This is a genomic window from Kribbella sp. NPDC023972, from assembly GCF_040639075.1.
GTDB lineage: Bacteria > Actinomycetota > Actinomycetes > Propionibacteriales > Kribbellaceae > Kribbella.
Genome location: NZ_JBEZZH010000003.1, coordinates 646,259 through 670,611, shown reverse-complemented (window position 1 = coordinate 670,611; position 24,353 = coordinate 646,259). Strand labels below are relative to the sequence as shown.

At 69.1% G+C, this 24,353-nt stretch carries 23 protein-coding genes; 12 read left to right on the top strand and 11 right to left on the bottom strand.

What is annotated here, in order from left to right; all coding sequences use genetic code 11:
• Window positions 1–50: 50 nt before the first annotated feature.
• The 4 genes from AB0F43_RS16345 (at window position 51) to rsgA (ending at window position 4,123) form a co-directional block, all read left to right on the top strand.
• Entirely contained in the window at window positions 51–776 is a 726-nt protein-coding gene (locus tag AB0F43_RS16345) for a DsbA family oxidoreductase (RefSeq protein ID WP_360476407.1), read from the top strand.
• Between the two features lie 217 nt (window positions 777–993).
• On the top strand, window positions 994–1,572 hold the full coding sequence (locus tag AB0F43_RS16340) for a DoxX family protein (RefSeq protein WP_360476405.1): 579 nt from the start codon (window positions 994–996) through the stop codon (window positions 1,570–1,572).
• Between the two features lie 266 nt (window positions 1,573–1,838).
• Complete coding sequence (aroA, locus tag AB0F43_RS16335; RefSeq protein WP_360476402.1) at window positions 1,839–3,110, top strand: 3-phosphoshikimate 1-carboxyvinyltransferase; 1,272 nt, start codon at window positions 1,839–1,841, stop codon at window positions 3,108–3,110.
• Window positions 3,110–4,123 (top strand): ribosome small subunit-dependent GTPase A, encoded by a 1,014-nt coding sequence (rsgA, locus tag AB0F43_RS16330; protein ID WP_360476399.1) that lies wholly within the window; start codon window positions 3,110–3,112, stop codon window positions 4,121–4,123. The genes aroA and rsgA overlap by 1 nt, the downstream gene beginning before the upstream one ends.
• Here rsgA and AB0F43_RS16325 read toward each other — a convergent pair.
• Window positions 4,116–4,607, bottom strand: coding sequence for a DUF2231 domain-containing protein (locus tag AB0F43_RS16325; protein WP_360476396.1), 492 nt, complete (start codon window positions 4,605–4,607; stop codon window positions 4,116–4,118). The two genes, rsgA and AB0F43_RS16325, sit on opposite strands and share 8 nt — an antisense overlap.
• 307 nt (window positions 4,608–4,914) lie before the next feature.
• Here AB0F43_RS16325 and hisN point away from each other — a divergent pair, with 307 nt between their 5' ends.
• A complete protein-coding gene (gene hisN, locus AB0F43_RS16320) occupies window positions 4,915–5,694 on the top strand; it encodes a histidinol-phosphatase (RefSeq protein ID WP_360476393.1) in 780 nt (259 codons plus the stop codon).
• Window positions 5,695–5,710: 16 nt separating this feature from the next.
• On the opposite strand, the gene AB0F43_RS16315 is transcribed toward hisN, so the two are convergent.
• Both AB0F43_RS16315 and AB0F43_RS16310 read right to left on the bottom strand, forming a co-directional pair.
• Window positions 5,711–6,922, bottom strand: coding sequence for a DUF6596 domain-containing protein (locus AB0F43_RS16315; RefSeq protein WP_360476390.1), 1,212 nt, complete (start codon window positions 6,920–6,922; stop codon window positions 5,711–5,713).
• Entirely contained in the window at window positions 6,915–7,262 is a 348-nt protein-coding gene (locus AB0F43_RS16310; RefSeq protein ID WP_360476387.1) for a YciI family protein, read from the bottom strand. The genes AB0F43_RS16315 and AB0F43_RS16310 overlap by 8 nt, the downstream gene beginning before the upstream one ends.
• 114 nt (window positions 7,263–7,376) lie before the next feature.
• Here AB0F43_RS16310 and AB0F43_RS16305 point away from each other — a divergent pair, with 114 nt between their 5' ends.
• From AB0F43_RS16305 to AB0F43_RS16295, 3 genes are read left to right on the top strand one after another with little or no spacing between them, the layout of a single operon-like run.
• A complete protein-coding gene (locus tag AB0F43_RS16305; RefSeq protein ID WP_360476384.1) occupies window positions 7,377–8,663 on the top strand; it encodes a pitrilysin family protein in 1,287 nt (428 codons plus the stop codon).
• A complete protein-coding gene (locus AB0F43_RS16300; RefSeq protein ID WP_360476381.1) occupies window positions 8,660–10,009 on the top strand; it encodes a pitrilysin family protein in 1,350 nt (449 codons plus the stop codon). The genes AB0F43_RS16305 and AB0F43_RS16300 overlap by 4 nt, the downstream gene beginning before the upstream one ends.
• Window positions 10,010–10,065: 56 nt before the next feature.
• Window positions 10,066–10,434, top strand: coding sequence for a DUF4190 domain-containing protein (locus AB0F43_RS16295; protein WP_360476379.1), 369 nt, complete (start codon window positions 10,066–10,068; stop codon window positions 10,432–10,434).
• On the opposite strand, the gene AB0F43_RS16290 is transcribed toward AB0F43_RS16295, so the two are convergent.
• A complete protein-coding gene (locus AB0F43_RS16290) occupies window positions 10,421–11,239 on the bottom strand; it encodes a DUF4190 domain-containing protein (RefSeq protein ID WP_360476376.1) in 819 nt (272 codons plus the stop codon). The two genes, AB0F43_RS16295 and AB0F43_RS16290, sit on opposite strands and share 14 nt — an antisense overlap.
• 39 nt (window positions 11,240–11,278) lie before the next feature.
• Window positions 11,279–11,704, bottom strand: coding sequence for a CBS domain-containing protein (locus tag AB0F43_RS16285; protein ID WP_360476374.1), 426 nt, complete (start codon window positions 11,702–11,704; stop codon window positions 11,279–11,281).
• 365 nt (window positions 11,705–12,069) lie between these two features.
• On the opposite strand from AB0F43_RS16285, the gene AB0F43_RS16280 reads away from it, so the two are divergent.
• The gene (locus tag AB0F43_RS16280; RefSeq protein WP_360476371.1) at window positions 12,070–13,542 is read left to right on the top strand and encodes a PxKF domain-containing protein; all 1,473 of its coding nucleotides are present in this window, start codon (window positions 12,070–12,072) and stop codon (window positions 13,540–13,542) included.
• Window positions 13,543–13,615: 73 nt separating this feature from the next.
• On the opposite strand, the gene AB0F43_RS16275 is transcribed toward AB0F43_RS16280, so the two are convergent.
• The 6 genes from AB0F43_RS16275 to AB0F43_RS16250 all read right to left on the bottom strand — a co-directional run bounded on the left by AB0F43_RS16275 (window position 13,616) and on the right by AB0F43_RS16250 (window position 20,249).
• A complete protein-coding gene (locus AB0F43_RS16275; RefSeq protein ID WP_360476368.1) occupies window positions 13,616–14,266 on the bottom strand; it encodes a response regulator transcription factor in 651 nt (216 codons plus the stop codon).
• Window positions 14,263–15,663, bottom strand: coding sequence for an ATP-binding protein (locus AB0F43_RS16270; protein WP_360476365.1), 1,401 nt, complete (start codon window positions 15,661–15,663; stop codon window positions 14,263–14,265). Before AB0F43_RS16270 ends, AB0F43_RS16275 begins: the two co-directional genes overlap by 4 nt.
• Window positions 15,664–15,828: 165 nt before the next feature.
• A complete protein-coding gene (locus AB0F43_RS16265; RefSeq protein WP_360476362.1) occupies window positions 15,829–16,656 on the bottom strand; it encodes a carbohydrate ABC transporter permease in 828 nt (275 codons plus the stop codon).
• Complete coding sequence (locus AB0F43_RS16260) at window positions 16,653–17,594, bottom strand: sugar ABC transporter permease (RefSeq protein ID WP_360476359.1); 942 nt, start codon at window positions 17,592–17,594, stop codon at window positions 16,653–16,655. Before AB0F43_RS16260 ends, AB0F43_RS16265 begins: the two co-directional genes overlap by 4 nt.
• Before the next feature lie 43 nt (window positions 17,595–17,637).
• On the bottom strand, window positions 17,638–19,035 hold the full coding sequence (locus tag AB0F43_RS16255) for an extracellular solute-binding protein (protein WP_360476356.1): 1,398 nt from the start codon (window positions 19,033–19,035) through the stop codon (window positions 17,638–17,640).
• Between the two features lie 182 nt (window positions 19,036–19,217).
• Window positions 19,218–20,249, bottom strand: a complete 1,032-nt coding sequence (locus tag AB0F43_RS16250; RefSeq protein ID WP_360476353.1) for an ABC transporter permease — start codon at window positions 20,247–20,249, stop codon at window positions 19,218–19,220.
• 109 nt (window positions 20,250–20,358) lie between these two features.
• Between AB0F43_RS16250 and AB0F43_RS16245 the strand changes: the two genes are divergently transcribed.
• The 3 genes from AB0F43_RS16245 to AB0F43_RS16235 all read left to right on the top strand — a co-directional run bounded on the left by AB0F43_RS16245 (window position 20,359) and on the right by AB0F43_RS16235 (window position 24,346).
• Entirely contained in the window at window positions 20,359–20,955 is a 597-nt protein-coding gene (locus AB0F43_RS16245; RefSeq protein ID WP_360476350.1) for a TetR/AcrR family transcriptional regulator, read from the top strand.
• 74 nt (window positions 20,956–21,029) lie between these two features.
• Window positions 21,030–21,884: an ABC transporter ATP-binding protein gene (locus AB0F43_RS16240; protein ID WP_360476347.1), complete on the top strand. Its 855-nt coding sequence runs from the start codon at window positions 21,030–21,032 to the stop codon at window positions 21,882–21,884.
• Window positions 21,881–24,346, top strand: coding sequence for an ABC transporter permease (locus AB0F43_RS16235; RefSeq protein WP_360476344.1), 2,466 nt, complete (start codon window positions 21,881–21,883; stop codon window positions 24,344–24,346). The genes AB0F43_RS16240 and AB0F43_RS16235 overlap by 4 nt, the downstream gene beginning before the upstream one ends.
• Window positions 24,347–24,353: the final 7 nt, after the last annotated feature.

The window sequence follows — 24,353 nt, the reverse complement described above, 5'->3', positions numbered from 1 at the left end:
ATGCGGGGCTGGTTGGGAATAGGTCCGGATCAAGTGAGGTTGCCGCGAGCATGCGTATTGATGTGTGGTCCGACGTGGTCTGTCCGTGGTGTTACATCGGGAAACGGCGACTCGAGCAGGCGCTGGCCGAGAGCGGCGACCAGGCCGAGATCGTCTGGCACAGCTTCCAGCTGGACCCGTCGTCCACCAACGACGACCCCCGGGACCTCCCGACCCGGCTCGGTGAGAAGTACGGCCGCGGCCGTGAGTGGGGCGTCCAGGCCAACGCGCACGTGACCGAGATCGCGGCCGAGCTGGGCCTCGAGTACCACCTCGACCAAGCCAAGGCCGCCAACACGGTCGACGCTCACCGCCTGCTGCACCTCGCGCGCGAGCTGGTCGAGGCAGGCCAGGTCCCCGCCGATACTCAGGACCGCCTCAAGGAGCGCCTGCTCAAGGCCTACTTCACCGACGGCCTGCCGGTCGGCGACCACGCCACCCTGGCGAGTCTCGCCGACGAGGTCGGGCTCCCCTCCGACCGGGTCACCGACGTCCTCGCCGGTACGACGTACACCGAAGAGGTGGCCGCGGACCAGGCTCAGGCGCTGGCGTACGGCGCGAACGGGGTGCCGTTCTTCGTCATCGACGAGAAGTACGGCGTGAGCGGCGCACAGCCGGTGGAGGTCTTCCGCGAGGCGCTCAGCCGGGCGAACGCCGACCGCAAGCCGGTCACCCTGATCACCGGCCCCAGCGCCACCGACGACCCCACCTGCGGCCCCGACGGCTGCCCGATCTGACCCACTCCCGCCCCGACGGCTGCCCGATCTGACCCACTCCCGCCGCGTCGCCTGACGTCTCAGGGATATCCGCCCGCGTTGGGCCTTCTCCCCCCGTATGCGAGGGGAGAAGGCGGCGTTCCAGGGGTCATCAACTCCAATGGGGCGGGGGGAAGTGCTTGTGGGCCGGCAGCCGTGGGTACAGGGAGTCGTCCGGAACGTGGTGTATGAAGGAGGCATGACTGTCGTGCGCGCACTGGCCAGGCCGTTGCTGTCCATGATCTTCGTCGTGCAGGGTGCGAATTCGATCCGCAACCCGGAGCCACTGGTGCCGAAAGCCCAGCCGGTGGCGGACCGCCTGGTGCCGATGGTGAAGAGGGTCGCGCCGCCGCAGCTCGGCGACCGCATCCCGGAGACCACGGTGAACCTGGTCCGCCTGAACGGCGCGGTCCAGGTGCTCGGCGGTCTCGCGATCGCCACCGGCAAGGGCCGGAGGCTGGGCGCCGCGACGCTGGCGACCACGCTGATCCCGGTGACCGTGGCCGGGCACCCGTTCTGGCAGGTGAAGGACAAGGAAACCCGGGCGGCCCAGCGGATCCAGTTCTTGAAGAACCTCGGCCTGCTCGGCGGACTGCTGCTGGCAGCGGTCGACACCGAGGGCAAGCCGGGGGTCGCCTGGCGGGCCGCGCACGGCGCCAAGACGGCGAAGCGCGGGACCAGGCGCGGCGCCAAGGCGGCCAAGCGGGAGGCCAAGCAGTTCGCCCACGAGGCCAAGCAGGCGGCCCGACTCGCGAAGGCCGAGCTCCACCTGGGCTGACCTGCCGCAGCTCTGCACGGTGCAGTGACGCTCATGCCCTAGGCTCGGAGCAGGGAATCCGAGTTGAAGGAGTGGGATGAGCGAGCGGAGCGAGCTCATTAGACAGCACAGCGCGCCTTGTGTCTCATCCGCGCCCGGAGCGAAGCGAGGACGCGGATGAGCGAGCGGAGCGAAGCGAGGACGCGGATGAGCGAGCGGAGCGAGCTCATTGGACAGCACAGCGCGCCTCGTGTCTCATCCGCGCCCGGAGCGAAGCGAGGACGCGGATGAGCATGGAAACCGGCTGGCCGGCGCCGCGGGTCGAGGGACCGGTCAGCGGCCGGATCACGGTGCCGGGATCGAAGTCGATCAGTAACCGTGCGCTCATCCTGGCCGCGATCGCGGACGGTCCGTCCCACCTGACCGGCCTGCTCGCGGCCCGCGACACCTCGCTCATGCGCGCCGCGCTGGTCTCGCTCGGCGTAGGCATCACCGAGAACGGCGGCACGGTCACCGTCACCCCCGGCTCACTCAAGGGCCCGGCGAGCGTGGACTGCGGCCTGGCCGGCACCGTGATGCGGTTCGTCCCGCCGGTCGCCGCGCTGGCCGACGGCGTGGTCGAGTTCGACGGCGACCCGTACGCGCGTGAGCGGCCGATGAACGTGATCCTCGGTGCCCTGCGCACCCTCGGCGTACAGATCGACGACCAGGGCACCGGCCGGATGCCGTACGCCGTCTCCGGCGCCGGCTCGGTCCGCGGCGGCAAGGTCACCCTGGACGCGTCCGGGTCCAGCCAGTTCGTCTCCGCGCTGCTGCTCGCCGGAGCCCGGTACGACGAGGGTGTCGACCTCCGCCACGACGGGAAGCCGGTGCCGTCGCAGCCGCACCTGGACATGTCGGTGGCGATGCTGCGCGAGCGCGGCGTCCAGGTGGACGACAGCGAGCCGAACCGCTGGGTCGTTGCCCCCGGCCCCATTCGGGCGCTGGACACCGCGATCGAGCCGGACCTGTCCAACGCCGCGCCCTTCCTGGCCGCGGCCGTCCTCACCGGTGGCGAAGTCACCGTGACCGGTTGGCCGGCGCAGACCACGCAGCCCGGCGACCAGTTGCGCGACATCTTCACCCGCTTCGGCGCCGAAGTGACCCGCACCGGCGACGGCCTGACCGTGCGCGGCACCGGCCGGGTGCAGGGTGTCGACCTCGACCTGAGCGAGGTCGGCGAGCTCACCCCGGTCATCGCGGCGGTGGCCGCGCTCGCGGACGGACCGTCGTACCTGCGGGGCATCGCTCATCTGCGCAACCACGAGACGGATCGGCTGGCGGCGCTCGAGCGGGAGCTCAACGCGCTCGGCGGGGACGTGACGCAGACCGCCGACGGCCTCGAGATCCGGCCGAAACCGTTGCACGGCGGGCTTTTCGGCACGTACCACGACCACCGGATGGCGCACGCGGCCGCCGTACTCGGGCTGCTCGTCGACGGTCTCCAGATCGAGAACATCGCGACCACGGCGAAGACGCTGCCGGAGTTCCCCGAGCTCTGGTCGGGCCTGGCCGGCTGATGTCGCGGTACGACGAGGAGGCCCGGTACGACCGGCCGAAGCGCCGGACCCGGCCGCGGACCAAGGACCGCCCCTCGTACGACGACGCCGTCACCGGTTTCGTCATCACTCGCGACCGCGGGCGCTACACCTGCTGGGTCGAGCCCGGCGATCGGGTCGTCACCGCGATGAAGGCCCGCCAGCTCGGCCGCACCGGCGTGATCGTCGGCGACCGGGTCAAACTCGACGGCGACGCGAGCGGCGACGAGGGAACCCTGGCCCGGATCGTCGGAGTCCATCCCCGGACGACGCTCCTGCGCCGGTCAGCCGATGACGACGACCCGGTCGAACGTCCCCTGGTGGCGAACGCGGACCAACTCGTCATCGTGGTCGCCGTCGCCAACCCCGAGCCCCGGACCGGCCTGATCGACCGCTTCCTGGTCGCCGCGTACGACGCCGGGATGCGGCCACTGCTTTGCCTCACCAAGACCGACCTTGCCGATCCCGATCCGCTGCTCTCCGTCTACCGTCCACTCGGCGTCGAGTCGGTCGCCACGCAGCAAGACGGCGACCTCAGCGCACTCCGCGAGCAGTTGGACGACCGCACCAGCGTCCTCGTCGGTCACTCCGGCGTCGGCAAGTCCACTCTGGTCAATGGACTGATCCCGGGCGCCGACCGGGCGATCGGCGTGGTCAACGAGGTGACCGGCCGTGGGCGTCACACGTCGGTCAGCACTCTGGTCCTGCGCCTGCCCGATGGCGGCTGGATCATCGACACCCCGGGCATCCGCTCGTTCGGTCTGGCCCACGTCGACCCGGACAAACTGATCAACGCCTTCCCCGACCTGGCTGACGTGGCCGAAGACTGCCCCCGCGGCTGTACCCACACCGAGACCGCACCGGATTGTGCGCTGGACGAAGCCGAGGGCGTCGACCGGGAACGCGTCGCCTCCTTCAGGCGCCTACTCGCCAGCCGCGAAGGCCGCGAGACCCGGGCCGGGCGCGACGACGCCGTACCCGAGGGGACTACTTAGGCAGCTGCCCGTCCCAGACCGCCTTGGCGCCGGCGTCTCCGGTGCGGATGGTCTGCCAGATGACGAGTACGCCGATCACCACGACGGCCGCGCTGGTGAGGAGCTCCAGCGGCCTGCTCTTGGTTGCCTTCGCACCCTTTCCGCTGGCGAGCGGCGACGTCCCGCCGAGCAGCAGGACCGCGGCCACCGCCACCGCCGCGAAGATCAGGCAATACCAGAACAGCAGGTCGCCGCGCGCCTCGTGCTCGCGCACCGCCTGCTCCAATGTCGGCACCGCGGCGACGAACGCGTCACCGCTCTCCTTCGCGACGTACGCGAGGACCAGGGACCCGAGCCCGAGCAGCAGCACCGGCCACCGCAGCAGCCAGCGCCAGCGCGGCACCAGCGCGAAGACGATCGCGGTGAGGGCGGCCACCGGCAGAACCACCACCGCGGCGTGGATCACCAGCACGTGCAGCGGCAGGTCACCGAAGCGCTCGAACATTGACGCCTCCAGGGCAGTCGTGATCTGGGTCAGACACAGTGTCCCGTGCGTGACCTGGCTCGAACGATAGCGGCGTTCAGGTGCGTGCATCGCGGTGCTGGAGGAGCGTCCTCGATGCGGAGCATCGTGGATGCTTCTCCAGTGCCGTGAGGTGCGTGCCTGGGCGTCGGTAGCGTCGAGCCAGGTCACGCACGGGACACTTACTGCACGTTCAACGACCGTGTTCGGTTCAATCCGCGCCGCAACCGATCCGCAACGTTTCGGGACACCTGGTCACCTGAGCGGGGGTTCAGGCTAGCCTTCCGGCATGCCTTCGCACACGGATGACCTGCGGCTCGCCCACATCCTGGCCGACGACGCGGACTCGACCACGATGGACCGCTACAAGGCGCTCGACCTGCACGTGGCCACCAAGCCGGACCTCACCCCGGTGAGCGAGTCGGACCAGAAGGTCGAGGACGTGATGCGCAAGACGCTGGCCCGGGCCCGCCCACGGGACGCGTTCGTGGGCGAGGAGGACGGCACCACCGGCTGGGGCGTACGCCGCTGGGTGGTCGACCCGATCGACGGCACCAAGAACTACATCCGCGGCGTCCCGGTCTGGGCGACGCTGATCAGCCTGATGATCGAGGACCAGGTCGTCGTCGGCGTGGTCTCGGCGCCGGCGCTCGGCAAGCGCTGGTGGGCGTCGTACGGCGACGGCGCCTGGACCGGCCGGGCCCTGCACTCGTCCCAGCCCTGCCGGGTCAGCGACGTCAGCAGGATCGAGGACGCGTCGCTCTCGTACGCCTCGCTCAAGGGCTGGGAGAAGATCGGCAAGAAGAACCAGTGGGCCGACCTGATGGACTCCTGCTGGCGGACCCGCGCGTACGGCGACTTCTGGTCCTACATGCTGGTCGCGGAGGGCGCCGTCGACATCGCCGCCGAACCCGAGCTGAACCTGTACGACATGGCCGCGCTCGCGATCATCGTCGACGAGGCCGGCGGCAAGTTCACCTCGATCGACGGCGTCCCCGGCCCGAACGGCCCGAACGCCGTCGCCACCAACGGCCGCCTCCACGACGAGGTCCTCCAGCGCCTCGCGTGATCCGCCGTACCAGGCTCTATTGGATTCTCCTTGCCAGGTGGGCCGCTTCGACCGCGTTGCTGGTGAAGGCCAGCGCCTCCTCGTATGCGGCGACAGCCTCCGTCCAGTTGCCGGTACGCCGAAGCAGCTCGGCCCGCGTGGACGCCAAGTACGGATAGGTGGCGAGGGCGGGATCATCGGCCAATGACGTGAGGGCGTCCAGCGCGGCCTTCGGGCCCTCGACATAGCTGAGCGCCACCACCCGGTTCAAAGCGATGACAGGAGACGGCCAGCGAGCGAGCAGGAGGTCGTACAGCCCGAGGATCTCCTGCCAGTCCGTGTCCTCCCAACGCTCCGCCTCGGCATGCACGGCAGCAATCGCCGCCATCAAACCGAAGCGCCCGGCCGGCCACCCCAACGCCTCGTGCACCAGTGCAAGCCCTTCGGAGATCAGCGACCGGTCCCACAGAGAACGGTCCTGGTCTTCCATCAGCACCAACTGCCCGGCAGCGTCGACCCGCGCGGACTGCCGCGCCTGCGTCAGCAACAGCAGGGCCAGCAACGCCGTCGCCTCACCGCTGTCCGGCAGCAGCAGCCGCACCATCCGCGCCAGATCGGTCCCACGCTGAGCCAGGTCCGGCCGCGTCAGCTCAGCGCCATCCGCTGCCGTGTGCCCCGCGGTGTACACCAGGTGAACGACGTCCAGCACCGCGTCGATGCGCTCCGGCAGCTCGGTCAGCCGCGGGATGCGATAGGCGATCCCCGACCGGGAGATCTTGTGTTTCGCCCGGGTGATCCGGGCCTGCATCGCGGTCTCCTTGACCAGGAACGCCTTCGCGATCTCCGCCGACGACAGTCCACACACCAGCCGCAGCGTGAGCGCGATCTGCGTCTCCTGCGCGAGCGCCGGATGGCAACAGGTGAACACCAGCCGCAACCGGTCGTCCGGGAACACCTCGGCGCCGGTGTCGTCGACGGGATCCGGCACGAGCAACGGCAGTTTCCGCTCGGCCACCGCGGCCCGGCGGCGCACCTCGAGCGCCCGGCGAGTGGCCACGGTCGTCAGCCACGCACCGGGACGACGCGGTATGCCCTGCTCTTTCCAGTGCACCAGCGCCTGCGCGTAGGCGTCCTGCACACAGTCCTCGGCCAGGTCCAGGTCGGCCGCGACCCGAGCCGTCGCGGCCAGGACGAAGGCCCACTCCGACGAGTGGGCCTCCGCCACGGCCTGGGTGACGGCGTCAGCCACCGTTGACGACGGGCCGGACCTCGACGCCGCCCATCGGGGCCGGGACCTGCTTGGCGATCGCCAGCGCCTCGTCGAGGTCCGCCGCCTCGATGAGGTAGTACCCGCCCATCACCTCCTTGGTCTCCACGAACGTCCCGTCGGTGACGACGTACCCGCCGTTGCCGTCCGCGCGGATCGACGTCGCGGTGTTGCTCTCACCCAGCTGCGCACCGCCGCGCAGCGCAGCTCCGTTGGCCGCGGCGAACGCCTGGTGCCGCTGGTGGTTCGCCTCCGCCACCTCCGGACCGGCGTCGGCCCACATCGCCTCGTTGTCGTAGATCATCACCAAGTACTTGCCCACTGAAGTCACCTCTCGCATCCAGGTCGGAATCCAGCATCTACCACTCCGATGCGCGAGCCGGGCCGAGATCGACATCTCACCCAGAGAATTCGCGGACCACGTAGGGTGGCTGGCATGCCCTTGACCTACCCCATCGCGGAGCAGACGCTGGACAACGGCTTACGTGTCGTCGTCAGCTCTGACCGCGCCGTCCCGATCGTCGCCGTGAACCTCTGGTACGACGTCGGCTCACGCCACGAGCCGCCGGGGCTGACCGGGTTCGCGCACCTGTTCGAGCACTTGATGTTCCAGGGGTCACGCAACGTCGCGTCCGGTCAGCACTTCAGCCTGCTGGAGACGGCCGGCGCCAGCCTGAACGCGAGCACGTTCTTCGACCGGACCAACTATTTCGAGTCGCTGCCCAGCGGCGGGCTCGACCTGGCCCTGTGGCTCGAGGCCGACCGGATGGGCTACCTGCTCGACGCGGTGAACCAGGAGAACCTGGACAACCAGCGTGACGTGGTCAAGGAGGAGAAGCGCCAGAGCTACGACAACCGCCCGTACGGCGATTCCTACGAGCGGCTGGTCAAGCTCACCTTCCCGGCCGACCACCCGTACGCGCACATGACGATCGGCTCGATGGCCGACCTGGACGCGGCCTCGGTGGAGGACGTGCACGCGTTCTTCCGTACGTACTACGGCCCGAACAACGCCGTCCTCACGATCGTCGGCGACGTCTCCGAGGAGGACGCCTTCGCCGCGGCGAAGCGGTACTTCGGCCACCTGCCGGCCATCCCGCAGCCGCCCGCCGCCCCGGACGGCACGATCGGCCCGCTGACCGAGGTGGTGCGTGACGACGTCGTGTCCGACGTACCGTCCGACCTGATCACGATGATGTTCCGGCTGCCGGTCGACGGGACGCCGGAGCTGGACGCGGCCGGGCTCGCGCTCGACATCCTCGCGGCCGGGCAGAGCGGCCGGCTGAATCGCCGGCTGGTCCGCGACGAGCAGATCGCCCAGTCGGTCTCCGGCGGCGCGCTGCCGCTGATCGGCGGGGTCTCGTTCGGCACGCTGACCGGGATCGCCTCCGACGGCGTGGACCTGCAGAAGGTCGAGGACGCGCTGCTCGAGGAGATCGAGAAGCTGGCCGAGGGCGGGATCACCGAGGACGAGCTGGCCACCGTTCAGGCGCAGGCCGAGCGGGACTGGCTGGAGCAGCTGGCGACCTGCGCCGGGCGGGCCGACGAGATCTCCCACCACGCGCTGCTGTTCGGCGACCCGAACCGGATCAACACCCGGATCGACCAGGTCCGCGCGGTCACCGCCGCGCAGGTGCAGGCCGCGGCCGCGCAGTGGATCCGCGCGTCCGGCCGCGCCCAGGTGACTTACCGCCGTACCGCTACGGCAGGAGACGACGCATGAGCCAGCTTCTGACCATCCCACCCGCCGTCGGCGCGCCCCGCCCGTGGAACTTCCCCGCGGCGACCACGACGACGACCGCCGCCGGGACCCCGGTGCACGTCTTCGACCGCCCCGGCCAGTACGTCGCCACCGTCCGGGTGACGATCGCGATGCCGCTGATGGCCGAACCGCGCGAGCTCGAGGGCGTCGCGACGATCATGTCCCGGACCCTCGACGAAGGCACCGAGCTGCGATCGGCGAACGACTTCGCGGCCGCGCTGGAGCGGCACGGAGCGGCGTACGGCGTGGACGTCAGCTCGGACGCGCTGCACGTGGAGATCTCGGTGCCGGTGTCGCACCTGGCCCCGGCCGTGAAGCTGCTCGCCGAGGCGGTCACCCGGCCGGCGTTCAACCAGGCCGATGTCGGCCGGCACGTGACGATCCGGCTCGGCGAGATCAACCAAGAGCGGGCGAACGCCGGGTACCGGGCGCGCGAAGCATTCGCGGCGCACCTGTTCGACCCGACGACCCGGCGCTCCCGGCCGACCGCCGGCACCCCGGACACGATCCGGCCGCTGACCAACGTGCAGGTGGCCGAGTTCTACCGCGACAACATCGGACCGGGCCGGGCGCAGATCCTGTTCGCGGGTGACGCGACCGGCGTGGACGTGGCCGGGATCATCGACGAGGCGTTCGGCGGCTGGACCTCCGCGGCCGGCCCCGCGCTGGAGGGGCCCGAGCCGATCTACCTGCCGGGTGACCGCGTCGTCCTGGTCGACCGGCCGGGGTCCGTGCAGAGCCAGCTCCTGATCGGCTGCGCCGGTCCGGACCGCCGCGATCCCGCCTGGGGTGCGGCCGCGGTCGCGAACCACGTGGTCGGCGGCACGATCACCTCCCGCGTCGACACCGTGCTGCGCGAGGAGAAGGGCTACACCTACGGCACGCGGACGAGCTTCGCCGCGCCACGCAAAGGCGGCACGTTCAGCCTCGGCGGCGCCGTACGCACCGAGGTGACCGGCGCGGCGATCAGCGACGCGCTCCGGATCCTCCGGGAGGCCCGCGACGGGCTGACCGAGCAGGAGGTCCAGGAGGCGAAGGACAGCCTGATCCGGACCGCCCCGCTGCGGTACGAGCAGGCCGACTCGGTCGCCCAGCAGGTCGGCAGCAACATCGCGAACGGCGTACCGATCGGCTTCGCCGACACCTACCTCGCCCAGATCGCCGCGACCACCGCCGACGAGGCCACCGAGGCCTACCGCCGGTACGTCGGAACCAACGGCCTGCTGGTCGTCGTCGTAGGGGAAGCGAAGGACGTCCGGCCGCAGCTCACCGAGCTGGCGCTGGGCGACCTGATCGAACTGAGCTGACGGCCTGGCCTCCTCTGCTCAGGACCGGGGACACTGAGCAGAGGAGGAGCCAGACCATGTCGTTCACCGAACGGCCGACGGATGCGACCGACCGCACCCACACCTTCTGGTCACCGGCGTACCCGCTCCAGCCGGGCTTCCCGGATCAACCGGCGTACGGCATCCTGCGGGACCACTCGCAAGCCACCATCTCCCTCGTCCTCGGCGCGATCGCGCTCTGCACCGGCCTGCTGATCGTCTCGCCGGTCGCCTGGTGGCTCGGCAGCCAGGCCCTCACCGAGATCGACGCGTCACCGGGCGTCTACAACAACCGCGGCATGGCCCAGGCCGGCCAGATCTGCGGCCTGATCGGGACCGCCCTGCTCGGACTCGGCCTGCTCTTCCTGCTCGGGATGGTGGTCCTGGTCCTCGCTACTTCGGCGTGACCAGGCAGGTGGTCCCCCGGTCGCCGAGGCTCCAGCCATTTTCGATGGGGTGCAGGTAGATGATGTCCGACGCGTCATCGAGCTGCTTGCCCGTCGCCGCCCACCGGTCGACGCAGCCCTTCTCCGCGGCCGTCTGGACGGCGGTCAGCCCTGGCCACTTCCCCGCCGGCAGGTCGAACACGGCGAACACCTTCCCGCCGTTCGGCTGGTCACAGGGCACCAGCTCGAGATTGCGAACCTCCGCGGCCTCCTTGATCTCGCTCACGCAGTCACCGACGCGGAGCTTGTCCGCTCGGGTGTTCTGCGTGGTGGTGACCTGACCGGAGGCGTCCCGATCCGGCTCACCGTCGCCGAAGACCGCGATCCCCACCACCAGGCCGACCAGCCAGAGGCCGGAGACCGCCAGCCCGGCGATGGCCAAGCCCTTGCCCTTCTGGCCGGTGGTGCTGATCTTGCTCAGCGCGACGATCCCGAGGATGACGCTGATCAGAATCGCCCCGACGATCCCGAAGACCAACGACAGGATCGCCGGGGTGCTGGTCTTCTGCGGCTGACCGGGGTACTGCGGCCCGTGCGGCATCCCCTGCACCGGCGGCATACCGGCGTACGGCGCTTGCCCTGGGTACGGCGCTTGACCCGGGTACGGCGGTTGCCCGCCGAACTGCGGTCCCGGGTTCGGCGGCTGACCCGGCTGCTGGGGTTGTCCGCCGTACTGCTGGCCCGGCTGCTGGGGTGCGCCGCCGTACGGAGGTTGCCCCGAGGACGGCGTACCGGGGTGTCCGTCCGAGGGACGTGTCGGTTCCATGGACGGACTCTAGACCCCGGGCCGCGACTGCGCCGTGAATTACCTGGTGATGTAGTTCGACAGTTGCTCGCGCTCGAACTCGAGCTCGCCGATCCGGGACTTGACCACGTCGCCGATGCTGACCAAACCGGTCAGCGAACCATCGACGACGACCGGAACGTGCCGGATGCGGCGATCGGTCATCAGTCGCATCAGGTTGTCGATGTGGTCATCCGGACCGCAGGTGGCGACGTCGGTCGTCATGATCGAGCTGACCCGGACGTCACCCGCGTCCGGCGTGCCGTTCCAGAGCCGGACCACGTCGCGCTCGGAGACGATCCCGGCCACCGACGACCCGTCCGGGCTCACCACGACGGCACCGATGTTGTGGTCGGCCAGCAGGGCGAGCAGTTCGGTGACTGTGGCTTCTGGGGAGATGGTGACGACCTGGTTGCCCTTGCCGCGCAGTACGTCGTTGATCTTCACGGAGCCTCCTGCAAATCGAGGGACCAATACCCAAAGGTAGCGAAACCCGGTCCGAAGGGGCAGCCCTCGCACTGCGCATCGTGACCATCCCGTGCCGTTGCCCACCGCGCCCCGCTTACATACCGTCACCACCGGTAACCACCGAACTGCCAGCCCACCACAACTGCGTCCGAACCGCCGTCCCTCCGCGCAAGTCCAACCGTCGCGCCCAGTTGTGATGGTCCGGGCGTCCGGTGCGGCCTCGAGCGTTTAGATGTTTGAACGCTCAAAAGGTCCTTTGTCCCTGGCCGGGCCGACGATTGTTACCTAGCGTTACCGCAACTGGTGTGCGCGGAGGGGTGCACATCAATTACGGGAGGCAACACATGACCAAGTACGGCACGCTTGCGCGACGAGCGGCTCTGGGGACGGCAATCGCCGCTGCTGCCGCACTCACCGTCGGTGGCATCGCGCACGCCGACAACATCAACGACACGATCGAGGGCACCGCCAGTCTGTCGCTGGTCGCCGGCGACCCGGCGTCGACCGGATCGGCCCAGGTCAAGGTGGTCGCGACCGGCGCCGACGGCTGCAACATCAATGAGGGCGAGCAGTTCGTCATCACCTTCGTCACCCCGGCCGGCGTGACCGCCTCGCCGGCCTCGCTGACCTTCACCGACTGCAACAACTTCAAGACCGTCAGCTTCACCGCGGCAGCCGGCGCGGTCGACGGCACCGTGACCGCGACGATCACCACCAACACCACCGGTTCCGGTGACTTCAACAACAACGTCCAGATCCCCATCGACGTGACGACCCCCGTGGTCGTCGACACCGATGCCGACGACGACGGCGTACCGGACGCGTCCGACAACTGCCCGGCGGTCGCCAACGCCAACCAGGCGAACGCGGACGGCGACGCCCTCGGCAACGCCTGCGACGCGAACTCCTACGCCCCGGCGGCAGGCGCCGCGCCGGCCGACGAGAACGGCGACGAAGGATCGGCGCTGACCACGACCGGCTCCTTTACCGATGCCGATGGCAACCAGACTCTGACGGTCAGCCAGGTGACCGGCGCCGGTGCCGTCACCGACAACGGCAACGGCACCTGGTCCTGGTCGCACAGCACGACCGACGACGCCAGCGGCAGCGTGGTCGTGCAGGCCACCGACGGCGAGCACGCCGCCGCGACCGCGACGTTCGACTGGACGGCCTCGAACGTGGCGCCATCGGTCGGCCCGGTCACCGTGACGAGGACCAGCGCCTGCTCGGTCTCCGTCAACGCACCGTTCACCGACCCCGGCACGGCCGACACCCACAGCGCCGCCATCTCATGGGGTGACAGTGGTACGACGGCTGTCGACCCGGCCACCGCCTCGGTCGCCGGCACCCACACGTACGGCGCGAACGGCACCTACACGATCGGTGTCTCGGTCACGGACGACGACGGCGGCAACGACGCGGCCACCGCGACATTCGCCACCAAGAACACGCCGAGCGCGATCCTGCAGCCGATCAACTCCACCGGAACCCGGAGCGTGTTCAAGCTCGGCAGCACGATCCCGGTCAAGATCACGGTGACCGGTTGCGACGGGGCCGCCGTCTCGACGCTGAACCCGACCGTCGCGCTGTTCAAGCTCGACGCCATGCCCGATGGCACGCCGAACGAGACCGCGCTCGAGGTCGCGGCCACCAACGGACTGCAGATGCGTTGGTCGGACACGCTGTACATCTACAACCTGTCGACCAAGCTCAGCCAGCACACCGGCGCCGCACTGACGGCGGGCACCTACAAGGTCACCGTCTCGGACAGCAGCTTCACCGGTTCGGTCTCAGCGCAGTTCGACCTGCGGAAGTAGGTCTTCGGGGAGAAGCAGACCGGTCGTGCGGGTGGCGGGGAGGGGGAGCCGCCCGCGCGATCGGTCCACGTCGTCACGACCGGTCGTCGCGCAGCAGGTCGATGGCCGCCTGGCGGTCCTTGACGCGAAGCTTGCGCAGTACGGACGAGATGTGCACCCGGACTGTGGTCGGTGAGAGGAAGAGGCGCTTGGCGACGTCGTCGGTGCTCAGCCCTTCACCGAGCAGGCCCATCACCTCCCATTCGCGCGACGTCAGCAACCCGGTCGCCGTCGATCGCCGGCCCAGCCGCCGCTGGCCGGGCATCCGGAACTCGTCCAGGATGCGCGCCACCAGCGTCCGCGGGATCGCCGCCTCGCCGGACAGCACCCCGCGCAGCGCGGCCGGCAGCCGCTCGGGGTCGGTGTCCTTGAGCAGGTAGCCGGACGCCCCGGCCCGGAGTGAGTCGAACAGATCGCTGTCGTCACGGGAGACGGTGAGCATCACGATCGCGATCTCCGGTAACAGCCGGGAGATCTCTGCCGCGGCCCGGATCCCGCCGCCCGGCATGTGGATGTCGAGCAGTACGACGTCCGGCTGGTGCTCCTGCGTGAACCGGACAGCCTCCGGCCCGCTGGAAGCCTCAGCGCACACCTCGAAGCCGCCCACCTCCAGGGACCGCCGGATGTGCGCCCGTAGCCGTGGATGGTCGTCCGCCATCACGACCCGAAGCGGTTCCGCGTTCACCACCTGATCATCACCGTCGTCCCCGTGCTTGGCCGTGAGCTGATCTCGAACGTCCCGGGCAGAGCCACCGCACGCTCCCGCATACTGATCAGCCCGAAGCCGGTCTGCCGCGCCCCCGGGTCGAAACCGGCCCCGTCGTCGGCCACCCGCAGATAACTCCCTTCGGCGTCGCGGCCCAGCTCGAGCCTGATCCGTTCCACCCTGCCATGACGTACGGCGTTCAGCACCGCTTCCCGGGCGATTCGGACCAGCGCGTGCCGCTGGTGCCGGTCGACCACGATCGATTCGTCCAGCTCCAGGTCGAGCGCGACGCCGTACCGCTGTGCCACCTGTTCGACGGCGCGGTGCAGCACGAGACCGAACGGCTCGTCGTCCGGCCGGCCGAGTGCTTCCAGCAGCTGCCGCGCCTCGTCGAGCGCGCGTTCGCTGGCTCCGAGGACGCGCTCGACCCGTGGTCGGTCGGCGACCGTGAAGGCCTTGATCTCGGCGCGGATGTAGCTGAGCTCCTGCAGTACGCCGTCGTGCATCTCACGGGCCAGCCGTCGCCTGTCCTCCGCCACCGCGGCCTCGGCCTGCGCGGCCCAGTGTCTGCTGATCTCCCGGCCCGCGGCGACGAGCAGGAGGAGATAGGAACCGGTGCGCAGGACGTCGCCGCTGTACAACCAGTCAGCGTGATCGGCAGGAAAGATCAGGTAGTTCAGCCGCGCGAACGCAGCCAACGCGCAGGCCGGCCCCAGCCAGCGCAGCAGTACGTCGTCTCGACTTCGCGACTGGATGGTGAACGCCACCGCGGCCACGGAGAAACAGGTGAGCGTCAGGATCTGGGGGACCAGCAATGCCGGGTGCCCGCTCGTAGTGGAGGTGAACCCCGCGTCGCCGGTCAGCGCAGCCTGCGGGAGCGAGTCCCTCCGCCAGGACAACACCGCACCGAGCAGTGCTACAAACGCAATGACCGGCACGAGTGCCCAATCCCGCCAGCCGCGATGACGAGCTTTGCGGCCTGGGACCAGGGCGGATGCGGCGATCAGCAGCGCCCCGACGACCCGCAGGCACGGCGGCAGCCACAAGCCGACAGGGCCTACTGGATCGGTCGCCACGAGCGTGGCGCTGAGCAGTGCGTTCGCAGTACCGAGCAGCGCAAGCCCCTGCAACAGCAGCAGATCCTGCCAGGCATTGCTACGCCGGAACCGCCCATAGACGAGGTAAGCGAGCAGCAGCGCTACGCAGGCGTCGACGGTCTCGAGCACGAGGTGTGCGGCCGGGCTCTGATACCCGAACACCAGCTCCCGCCCGACCGCGAGCACCGCCGCGGCCACCCCGACGACGAGCACCACGAGCGCCACGGGGCCGCGCCCCGCGCTGAACCCGATCCGTCCCCGGGCAACCACACCACCCATGGTCACAGACCGTACGCCGAACACTCACTCCCCGAAACCCACCCCGCCGGACCCAAGCAGCTCGGCACCTGCGCCGAGTCGTCAACTTTGGTCAGTCGGAGCCCGATTTTCCCAACCAGAATCGACGACTCGGCGCACCTCGAGCTACCGGGCGCCCAACCCCTGTCAGCCCTTGATGGCGCCGCCGAGGGCGAAGGCGCCGCCGAGTTTCTTGCTCAGCAGGAGATAGAGCAGCAAAACGGGTGTGGTGTAGATGAGGGAGTACGCCGCCAGCTGGCCGTAGTTGGGTTCGCCGTACTGGCCGAAGAAGGTGAAGATGCTGACCGAGGCCGGCAACCGTTCCGGTGACAGCAGGAGCATGAACGGGACGAAGAAGTTGCCCCACATGCCGATGAAGGTGAAGATCAGCACCACCGCGATCCCCGGCCACATCAGCGGCAGCACGATCCGGCGGAGTGCCTGCATGCTGCCGGCGCCGTCCACCCAGGCGGCCTCCTCGAGCGAGATCGGTACGCCGTCCATGAACGTCTTGGTCAGCCAGATCGAGAACGGCAGCGAACTGGTCGCCATGAACATGATCGTGCCGCCGAGCGTGTCGACCAGGTTGAGCTGCACGAACAGGCCGTACACCGGCACCATCACCGCGGTGATCGGCAACCCGGTGCAGAACAGCACGGTGAGCAGGAACGGCCGGTTGAACTTCGACTTGAACCGGGACAGCGGGTACGCCGCCAGCACCGAGCAGATCATCGTGAGCAGTGCGGCACCACCACACAGCACAACGCCGTTGAGCACCGGCCGGTACGTCGTATCAGTGTTCAGCACCGCCTTGAAGTTGCCCAGGGTGGGACTCGTCGGGAACTCCACCCGCAGCCCGGCGGTGCGGTTGATCGACGCGAACAGCACCCACAGCAGCGGCAGCACGAACAGCACACCGATCCCCAGCAGAATCAGGTTGGCCGTCAGCTTGCTGATCTTGTCCCGGGCTATCATGCGGCCTCCGAACTCAGTCCACGCAGGTAGATCAGCGAGAACACCGCGCCGATTGCCAGCATCACCAGTGCGATCGCCGTACCGTAGCCGATCTGGGAGAAGCTGAACGCCTGCTCGTACATGTACAGCGGCAGCGTCTGGCTCTTCGTGCCCGGACCGCCGCGGGTCATCGCGTAGATGAGGCCGAACACGCTCAGCGTCTGCAGCGTGATCAGCATCAGGTTGGTCATGATCGCCCGGCTGATCATCGGCAGCGTGACGAACAGCAACCGCCGGCCGCCGCGCGCGCCGTCCATCTCGGCCGACTCCTCGATCTCCTTCGGTATCTCGCTCAACGCGGCGGAGTACACCAGCATCGAGAACGCCGTACCACGCCAGATGTTGGCCAGCGAGACCGCGATGATCGGTGCCGCGTACAACCAGTCCTGGCCGGGCAGGCCGACCGCGTGCAGCATCACGTTCAGCGTGCCGTCCTCGTTGAAGAAGGCGCTGAGCAGGTACGCCGCGACGACTTCGGGCAGCACCCAGGCTCCGATCACCGCCGTACCGACGAAGTTGCGGACCGCCTTGGTGGACTTGCGCATCAGCAGCGCCAGGCCGAGCCCGAGGGTGTTCTGGCCGATGATCGCGGAGATCAGCGTGAACACCAGGGTCAGCCAGATCGCGTTGGTGAACGCGCCGCTGCCGAAGGCCTTGCGGAAGTTGTCCAGGCCGACGAACCTCACCTCGGCGGCACCGGTGCCGGTGAGCGCCATGTTGGTGAACGCGGCGTACACGCAGTAGATGATCGGGCCGGCCAGGAAGACCAGCATCAGTCCGATCGCCGGTGTCAGCGGCAACATCCGGACCAGTTTGGCGCCTCGCGGCCGCCCGCTCGGCCCGGACTTCTTGCCGGACGGAGCGGGCTTGGCCGCGGCGGGGGCGACTGTCGTCGTCACAGGGGCAGTTCCTTCGTCAGCCGGGGGCTAGTGGACACCGGGGCTACTGGCCGCCGCTGTCGCTGGTCGTCTTGTCCTTGCCGACGATGCCTTCGACGGCTTCGTCGTAGTTCTTCGCGGCCTCGTCCGGTGACGACTGCCCGGTCATCACCGCCTCCATCGCGGTGATGATCTCGTTGGAGACCTTCGGGTACTCGGCGAACGCCGGCCGGTACACGGTCACGGAGACCAGGTCGGTGAAGAACTGCGTGCTCTTCGCGGACGACTTGTACCCGGCGTCGGAGGCGACGTCCTTGCGGACCGCGATCTGCGCACCCTCGGTGGCGTACTTGGTCGCGTTCTTCTGCGTCTGCAGGGTCTTGATCAGGTTCCAGGCCGCGTCCGGGTTCTTCGACTTGGCCGGGATCGCCCAGGTCCAGCCGCCGGACAGGCTGACCTTGCCCTTACCGCCACCGTCCTGGCTCGGCATCGCGGTCTGGCCGAGCACCTCGGTCCACTGCGGCCACGGCTTCGCGCCGGTCTTCTGCCAGTTGCCGTAGATCCAGGAGCCGTCCAGCGCGATCGCCAGCTTGCCGCCGGGCAGCAGCTCGGTGCCGACCTTGCTGCCCATGTTCGGGTCCAGCGCCTGTTTCGGCGTCGGCGCGAGGCCCTCGCTGTAGATCGTCTTGATGAAGTTCAGCGAGTCCTTGAATCCCTGGCTGCCGACGACCCACTTCTGCTGGTCGTGGTTGTAGAGCGTGTCCTTGGTGCCGTAGAGCAGCATCTCGAAGCCCTGCATGGCCGAGGCCTCACCCATCGGCTTCCCGGAGTACACGTTCAGCGGGATGACGCCGGGGACCTTCTGCTTGATGGCGCGCGCGGCGGTGAGCACCTCGTCCCAGGCCTTGGGCTGCCAGTCGGCGGGCAACCCGGCCTTGGCGAACAACTGCTTGTTGTACCAGAGCGCCCGGGTGTCGGTCCCGTCCGGGATGCCGTACGTCTTGCCGTCCAGCGCCTTCGCCGCGCCCTTGGCGGTGTCCTCGAACTGGCTCCAGTCCGGCCAGTCCTTGATGTAGTCGTCGAGCGGCCGCAGGTAGCCCGCGGTGATGTCGGAGTTGATCAGGAACGTGTCCTCGTAGACCACGTCCGGCGCGGTGTTCGGCGAGCGCATCATCAGCTGGAGCTTGGTGTAGTAGTCGTTCTCACTGGCCACGATGGGCAGGATCTCGACCTTCGATCCGGGGTTGGCCGATTCGTACTCGGCCTTGACGCCGGTGAGGAAGTTCTTCATCACCGTGCCCGGGCCCCATTGCTGGTACGCGATCTTGATGTTCGCCGGACCGGCGCTCTGCGAGCCGCCCGCCGCCGGCTCCTTGGTCGTCGATCCCTGGCTGCAGGCCGAGACCGCGAGCAGCAGCGCACTCACTGCGGCTACCGCTTTGAAACGTTTCCTTGTCACCATCACGTCCACCTTCGGGCAATCGTTGTCATCCCGTATCCCGACCCAATGCCGCTGGGCTTTCTCGCGACCGTAGGAGGCCAGGACCACCGAAGTCAATGCTTGACAGACAACGTTGTCGCCGTCGGAACGTGCTGACGCGGTGACCGGAAGATAACGATCCGGTCACCGCGTTGTCATGACATTCAGACAGTGACGGGCTTCGCTTCGTGACGAGGCTGTACGACGCGCTGCGACCTGACGGCACCGAGACCACACAGCGTGAGGCCGGCGAGCAGCCAGCAACTCAGTACGACGAGGGGCCCCGCCGCTCCGGCTCCGTCGAAGAAGCTCACCGAACGAAGCGCCGTACCCGCGGCACCCGGCGGAAGCAGCTGCCCCAGCGCGCCCCACCCGCTCGGCAGCATCTCGGGTGCACTCGCCAGGCCCGACAGCGGATTGCCGAGCAGCATCATCACAGCCGAACCGACCGCGAGACCCACCCGCCCGAACAACCACTCCAGACCCAGCAGCGTGAGACTGACCGCCGCGATCGACAGCGCGATGACACCCGAGTTGGCGAGGTAGCTGCCCTCGAACGATCCGAGCCAGAACTGCAGTACGGCGGCCAAGGCGAGACCGCCCGTGATCGCGAATGTCACCGCGCCGGCCATCCGCTTCGCCCCACTCCGTACCAACTGGGTCAGCAACGCGGCCGCGATGATCCCGCCGAGGACCAACGGGAGGGCACCTGCGGCGAGCCCGGCACCCCGCGGATCGTCCGCCGGCAGCGGTACGACGTCCGTCACCTTGGCCGGAGCCTCGGGCGACAGCCGCGTCGACAACTGCGTCAGTATCTGCGCAACCGCCGGACCGCCGGCCGACGCGGTCAGCACCTCGGGCTGCTGCGGATCGATCACGATGGCGCCGTACGCGTCCCGATCCTCGATCTTCTGCACCGCGGCGGCCCGATCCGGTACGGCAGTGAGCTCGAACCCACCGGGCATCGCCCGCTCGAGCCCTTGTTCGACCTGGGCGACGGCCGGCTCGGGGCCGACGACGGCGAGCGGGACGTCGCGCGGTTCGGATCGCGCGGCCGGCCAGGCGAACGCGATCAGCAACACGGTGAGCAGGGCGGTCAGCAGCGTGATGACGGCGACCAGCGGCGGCCCCTGACGGGTGTCTGCGGCATGTTCGGGCGTGTGCTCGGGGTGCTGCCCGGCCGACTGAACGGACATGAGATGGACTCCTTGTTCCAGAAAACCGAATGATCGTTCTTTATGATTCCGAGCGTGACGCGAGAGGCGGCGACTTGTCAAGAACGGACATTCGTTTTATGTTCCGAACATGCCGAAGGTCACTGAGGAACATCGCCTGGCCCGCCGCGAGCAGATCGTCGCGGCCGCTCGCCTGTGCGTGATCGAGCAGGGCTTCCACAAGACGACGATGGCCGACGTGATCCGGGAGTCCGGCCTGTCCGCGGGTGCGGTGTACGGGTACTTCAAGAGCAAGGAGGAGATCGTCGCGGCCATCGCCGAGGAAGCACTGAGCACGATCGACGAACTCTTCGAGAAGATCCTCGCGACCGAGAAGCCGCTCACGCCTCTCGCCGCCCTGGAAGCCGCGCTGAACCACATCGTCGCGATCGCGGAGCGCCCCGGCGGCGACGTCACCCGGGTCGCGATCCAGGCCTGGGCCGAGGCGCTGCGCAATCCAGCGATCATGGCGACCGCGCAGAGCAAGTACAGCCTGGTTCGCGGTCACTTCGAGGCGGTGGCCAGGCGCGCCCAGGCCGACGGCACGGTGGACAGCTCGGTCGACCCTCGCTACATCGCCCAGGTGCTCTTCGGCTTCCTTCCCGGCTTCCTGCTCCAGCGCCTGCTGATCGGCGACGTCTCTCCCGACACGTACACCGCCGGCCTGCGGGCGCTGCTCGGGCCGTAGGTGGACTTTCGTCCACCATCGGCGGCGGTCCAGCACCATGGGAGCCACCGCCTGCGCTCCGTAGCGTCTTGCGCATGAAGAAGAAGACGCGACGGTGGCAGGAATCATTCGGCGGGACCGAGCACTCGGTCGTCCTGCACGACGTACGACGGGTCTACGGCCGTGGCGCGAACGCCGTCACCGCCCTCGACGGCATCTCCATCAACTTCTCCGCCGGAACGTTCACCGCGGTGATGGGTCCGTCCGGCTCGGGCAAGAGCACGTTCCTGCACTGTGCGGCCGGCCTGGATCGCCCCACGTCCGGCAGCGTGCTCATCGACGGTCAGCCGCTGGCCGAGCTGAACGAGCGCAAACTCACCGAACTGCGCCGCGACCGGATCGGTTTCGTCTTCCAGTCGTTCAACCTGCTGCCCACCTTGACCGTCTGGCAGAACGTCTGCCTCCCGCAGGAGCTCGACGGCCGCCGCGTCAATCGCGCCGCGGTCCGCGAGGTGCTCGACCGGGTCGGCCTCGACGGCCGCCACCAGCACCGGCCCGGCGAGCTCTCCGGCGGCCAGCAGCAGCGCGTCGCCATCGCCCGCGCTCTGGTCGCGCGGCCGGCGGTGATCTTCGCCGACGAGCCCACCGGCGCCCTCGACACCCAGACCGCCGCGGACGTCCTCGAACTCCTGCGTGAACCGGTCCGCACCCAGGGCCAGACAGTCGTCATGGTCACCCACGACCCGGTCGCCGCCTCGTACGCCGACCAGGTCGTCTTCCTCGCCGACGGCGTACTCGCGGGCAGCCTGACCGCCCCGACCGCCGAAGAGGTCGCGGACCGCATGACCCACCTGGGCGCTCGCGCCCGCCGGGACGCCGTCACCCGCGCGGCCCGCGTCGCCGACCTGGCCCGCGCCGGCCGCCAGTTCCCATCGGCGGTGGCCCGATGATGCGCCTGGCCGTCCGCACTCTAAGGTTCCGCAAGGGCGGTTTCGTCGCCACCTTCGTCGCGGTCGTCTTCGGCACCGCGATCGTGATGGCCTGCGGCGGGCTGATGGAAACCGGCATCCGCTCCAACGTCGCGCCGCAACGACTGGCCGCCGCCCCGATCGTTGTCACCGGCAATCAGTCGCATCTGCGGCCAGGCGCCGACGAGGCGACTCCGCTGCCCGAGCGCGTCGGCGTCCCGGCTTCGACAGTGGCCAGGATTCGTTCTGTGGAAGGAGTTTCGGCCGTTGTCGGCGACTACACCTTCGCAGCCTCTGGACCGGGCGTTACCGAAGGCCACAACTGGTCCAGTGCAGCGCTCGCGCCGTACCGCCTGACCTCGGGGCGCGCTCCTCGGGTCGGCGAGGTCGTCACCACCGGCGCGCGGGTCGGTGATCAGGTCACCTTCCTGATCAAGGGTGAGCCCGCGACCTTCACCGTCAGCGGTCTGGCGGACGGGCCGGCCGGTCACGCCCTCTTCTCCGATCGCGACGCGGCGCGGATCGTCGACCATCCGACGCGGTTCGCGGACGTCGGCGTACTGGTTGCCCCTGGCACCGATGTGGAGGCGGTGAAGGACCGCATCGCGGCGCTCGACGCGGGTCTCACCGTCCGCACCGGGATCGATCGCGGACTGGCCGAGCACCCAGGCGGTGAGTCGCAGCGCGTGGCGTTGATCTCGATCGCCGGCTCGTTCGGCGGAATCGCGACGATGACGATGATGTTCGTGGTCGCTTCCACGCTGGCCCTGGCGGCACAGCACCGCCAACGTGAGTTCGCTCTCCTCCGCGGCATCGGTACGACGCCGGGTCAGGTACGCCGGATGATCCTCGGCGAGGCCCTGCTCGTGTCACTCCCGGCCGTGCTGCTGGGCGCCGTACCCGCTGTCTTCCTCGGTCGCTTCCTCTTCGACCAGCTCGGCTCGCATGGTGTCGCTTCGCCGGTTGTCGAGTTCTCCCAGGGCTGGATCCCGTTCGCTGCCGGTGCGGGAGCCGCCGTACTAGCGGCCATCGGCGCCGCCCTGCTCGCGGCTCGCAAGTCGGCCAAGATCCGGCCGGTCGAGGCGCTGATGGAGGCGTCGCTGCAGCGGAAGTGGTTCAGCTGGGTGCGGCTGCTGTTCGGCCTGCTGTTCCTCGGCGGCGGTCTGGCTCTGCTGATCGTCACCGCGACGGTGATGACGGGCCCGCTCGCCGGTGCGACCGCCGGCCCGTCGATCCTCTGCTGGGCGATCGGTGTCGCCTTGCTCGGGCCCTTCTGGACGAAGCTTGTGCTGATGCTGTGGCGCTGGCCGATGCAGGCGCTGACCCGGATCAACGGACGGCTCGCGATCCGCAACGTCTCGGCGCGCTCGGTGGCGATGTCGGCCGCCGTGATGCCGGTGATGCTTGCCGTCGGCATCTCGACCGCCAACCTCTACATGCAGACCACGCAGGTGCACGCCGCCTCCGAAGCGTTCACCCGGGATCTGCGCGCGGACGCCGTACTGGTCTCGTCCGCCGGTCTGCCGTCGTCGCTGCTCGACCAGGTGCGAGCCATGCCCGGCGTGGCGAGTGCTTCGGCGTTCGTCCGCAGTGCGGGCGTCATCGACGAGCCGCGCAACGCGCCCTTCGACGAGGACGGCGCTCCTCTGCTCGGCGTGGACGCCCAGGACGCGAACGGTACGGCGCCGGTCCGGTCGACGAGTGGATCACTTCTCGGCCTGACCGGGTCGACGGTGGCGCTGCCGGAGTACGTCGCTCAGAAGCTCGACCGCGGAGTCGGGTCGGAGATCGGCATGACATTGGGTGACGGTACGCCGGCCAAGCTGCGGGTGGTCGCGACATTCGCGGCTGAACGTGGCTATGAATCGATCATCCTGCCCGCTTCGCTGGTCGCCGCTCACACGACTGACGGGCTGACCAAGCAGGTCCTGGTCCGCTCGGCGCCCGGTTCCGACGTACGTCCGGCCCTCGCAGCTCTTGCTGCCAAGCACCCCGGCGTACAGCTCGCCGACCGGGAGGCACTGGTCGCCGCGAACGCGGAAGACCTGCAGACACAGGCCTGGATCAACTACATGCTCGTCGGCATGCTGATCGCCTACACCGCCGTCTCGGTCGTCAACACCCTCGTCTCGACCACACTGCGCCGGCGGCGCGAGTTCGCCCTCCAACGCCTCACCGGCTCCACCCGGGCCCAGGTCCTCCGCATGCTCACCGCCGAAAGCACCCTGATCTGGCTGACCGGCATCACCCTAGGCACTCTGGTAGCCCTAGCCTGCCTGATCCCCTTCTCAGCCGCCGTCTCCACGAGCCCTCTACCCACCGGCCCCCTCTGGATCTTCCTACTGATCATCGGCGCCGCAGGCCTCCTGACCTTCACCTCAACCCTCCTTCCCGCCACCACCACCCTCCGCCGCTCCCCCACCCATCCCACCCCCACCGACTAACCGCTAG

Excerpts from the sequence above, each read along its gene's own strand:
- AB0F43_RS16345 (WP_360476407.1), top strand. The coding sequence starts at position 51 with ATGCGTATTGATGTGTGGTCCGACGTGGTCTGTCCGTGGTGTTACATC.
- AB0F43_RS16340 (WP_360476405.1), top strand. The coding sequence starts at position 994 with ATGACTGTCGTGCGCGCACTGGCCAGGCCGTTGCTGTCCATGATCTTC.
- aroA (WP_360476402.1), top strand. The coding sequence starts at position 1,839 with ATGAGCATGGAAACCGGCTGGCCGGCGCCGCGGGTCGAGGGACCGGTC.
- rsgA (WP_360476399.1), top strand. The coding sequence starts at position 3,110 with ATGTCGCGGTACGACGAGGAGGCCCGGTACGACCGGCCGAAGCGCCGG.
- AB0F43_RS16325 (WP_360476396.1), bottom strand. The coding sequence starts at position 4,607 with ATGTTCGAGCGCTTCGGTGACCTGCCGCTGCACGTGCTGGTGATCCAC.
- hisN (WP_360476393.1), top strand. The coding sequence starts at position 4,915 with ATGCCTTCGCACACGGATGACCTGCGGCTCGCCCACATCCTGGCCGAC.
- AB0F43_RS16305 (WP_360476384.1), top strand. The coding sequence starts at position 7,377 with ATGCCCTTGACCTACCCCATCGCGGAGCAGACGCTGGACAACGGCTTA.
- AB0F43_RS16300 (WP_360476381.1), top strand. The coding sequence starts at position 8,660 with ATGAGCCAGCTTCTGACCATCCCACCCGCCGTCGGCGCGCCCCGCCCG.
- AB0F43_RS16295 (WP_360476379.1), top strand. The coding sequence starts at position 10,066 with ATGTCGTTCACCGAACGGCCGACGGATGCGACCGACCGCACCCACACC.
- AB0F43_RS16290 (WP_360476376.1), bottom strand. The coding sequence starts at position 11,239 with ATGGAACCGACACGTCCCTCGGACGGACACCCCGGTACGCCGTCCTCG.
- AB0F43_RS16280 (WP_360476371.1), top strand. The coding sequence starts at position 12,070 with ATGACCAAGTACGGCACGCTTGCGCGACGAGCGGCTCTGGGGACGGCA.
- AB0F43_RS16270 (WP_360476365.1), bottom strand. The coding sequence starts at position 15,663 with ATGGGTGGTGTGGTTGCCCGGGGACGGATCGGGTTCAGCGCGGGGCGC.
- AB0F43_RS16265 (WP_360476362.1), bottom strand. The coding sequence starts at position 16,656 with ATGATAGCCCGGGACAAGATCAGCAAGCTGACGGCCAACCTGATTCTG.
- AB0F43_RS16255 (WP_360476356.1), bottom strand. The coding sequence starts at position 19,035 with ATGGTGACAAGGAAACGTTTCAAAGCGGTAGCCGCAGTGAGTGCGCTG.
- AB0F43_RS16250 (WP_360476353.1), bottom strand. The coding sequence starts at position 20,249 with ATGTCCGTTCAGTCGGCCGGGCAGCACCCCGAGCACACGCCCGAACAT.
- AB0F43_RS16245 (WP_360476350.1), top strand. The coding sequence starts at position 20,359 with ATGCCGAAGGTCACTGAGGAACATCGCCTGGCCCGCCGCGAGCAGATC.
- AB0F43_RS16240 (WP_360476347.1), top strand. The coding sequence starts at position 21,030 with ATGAAGAAGAAGACGCGACGGTGGCAGGAATCATTCGGCGGGACCGAG.
- AB0F43_RS16235 (WP_360476344.1), top strand. The coding sequence starts at position 21,881 with ATGATGCGCCTGGCCGTCCGCACTCTAAGGTTCCGCAAGGGCGGTTTC.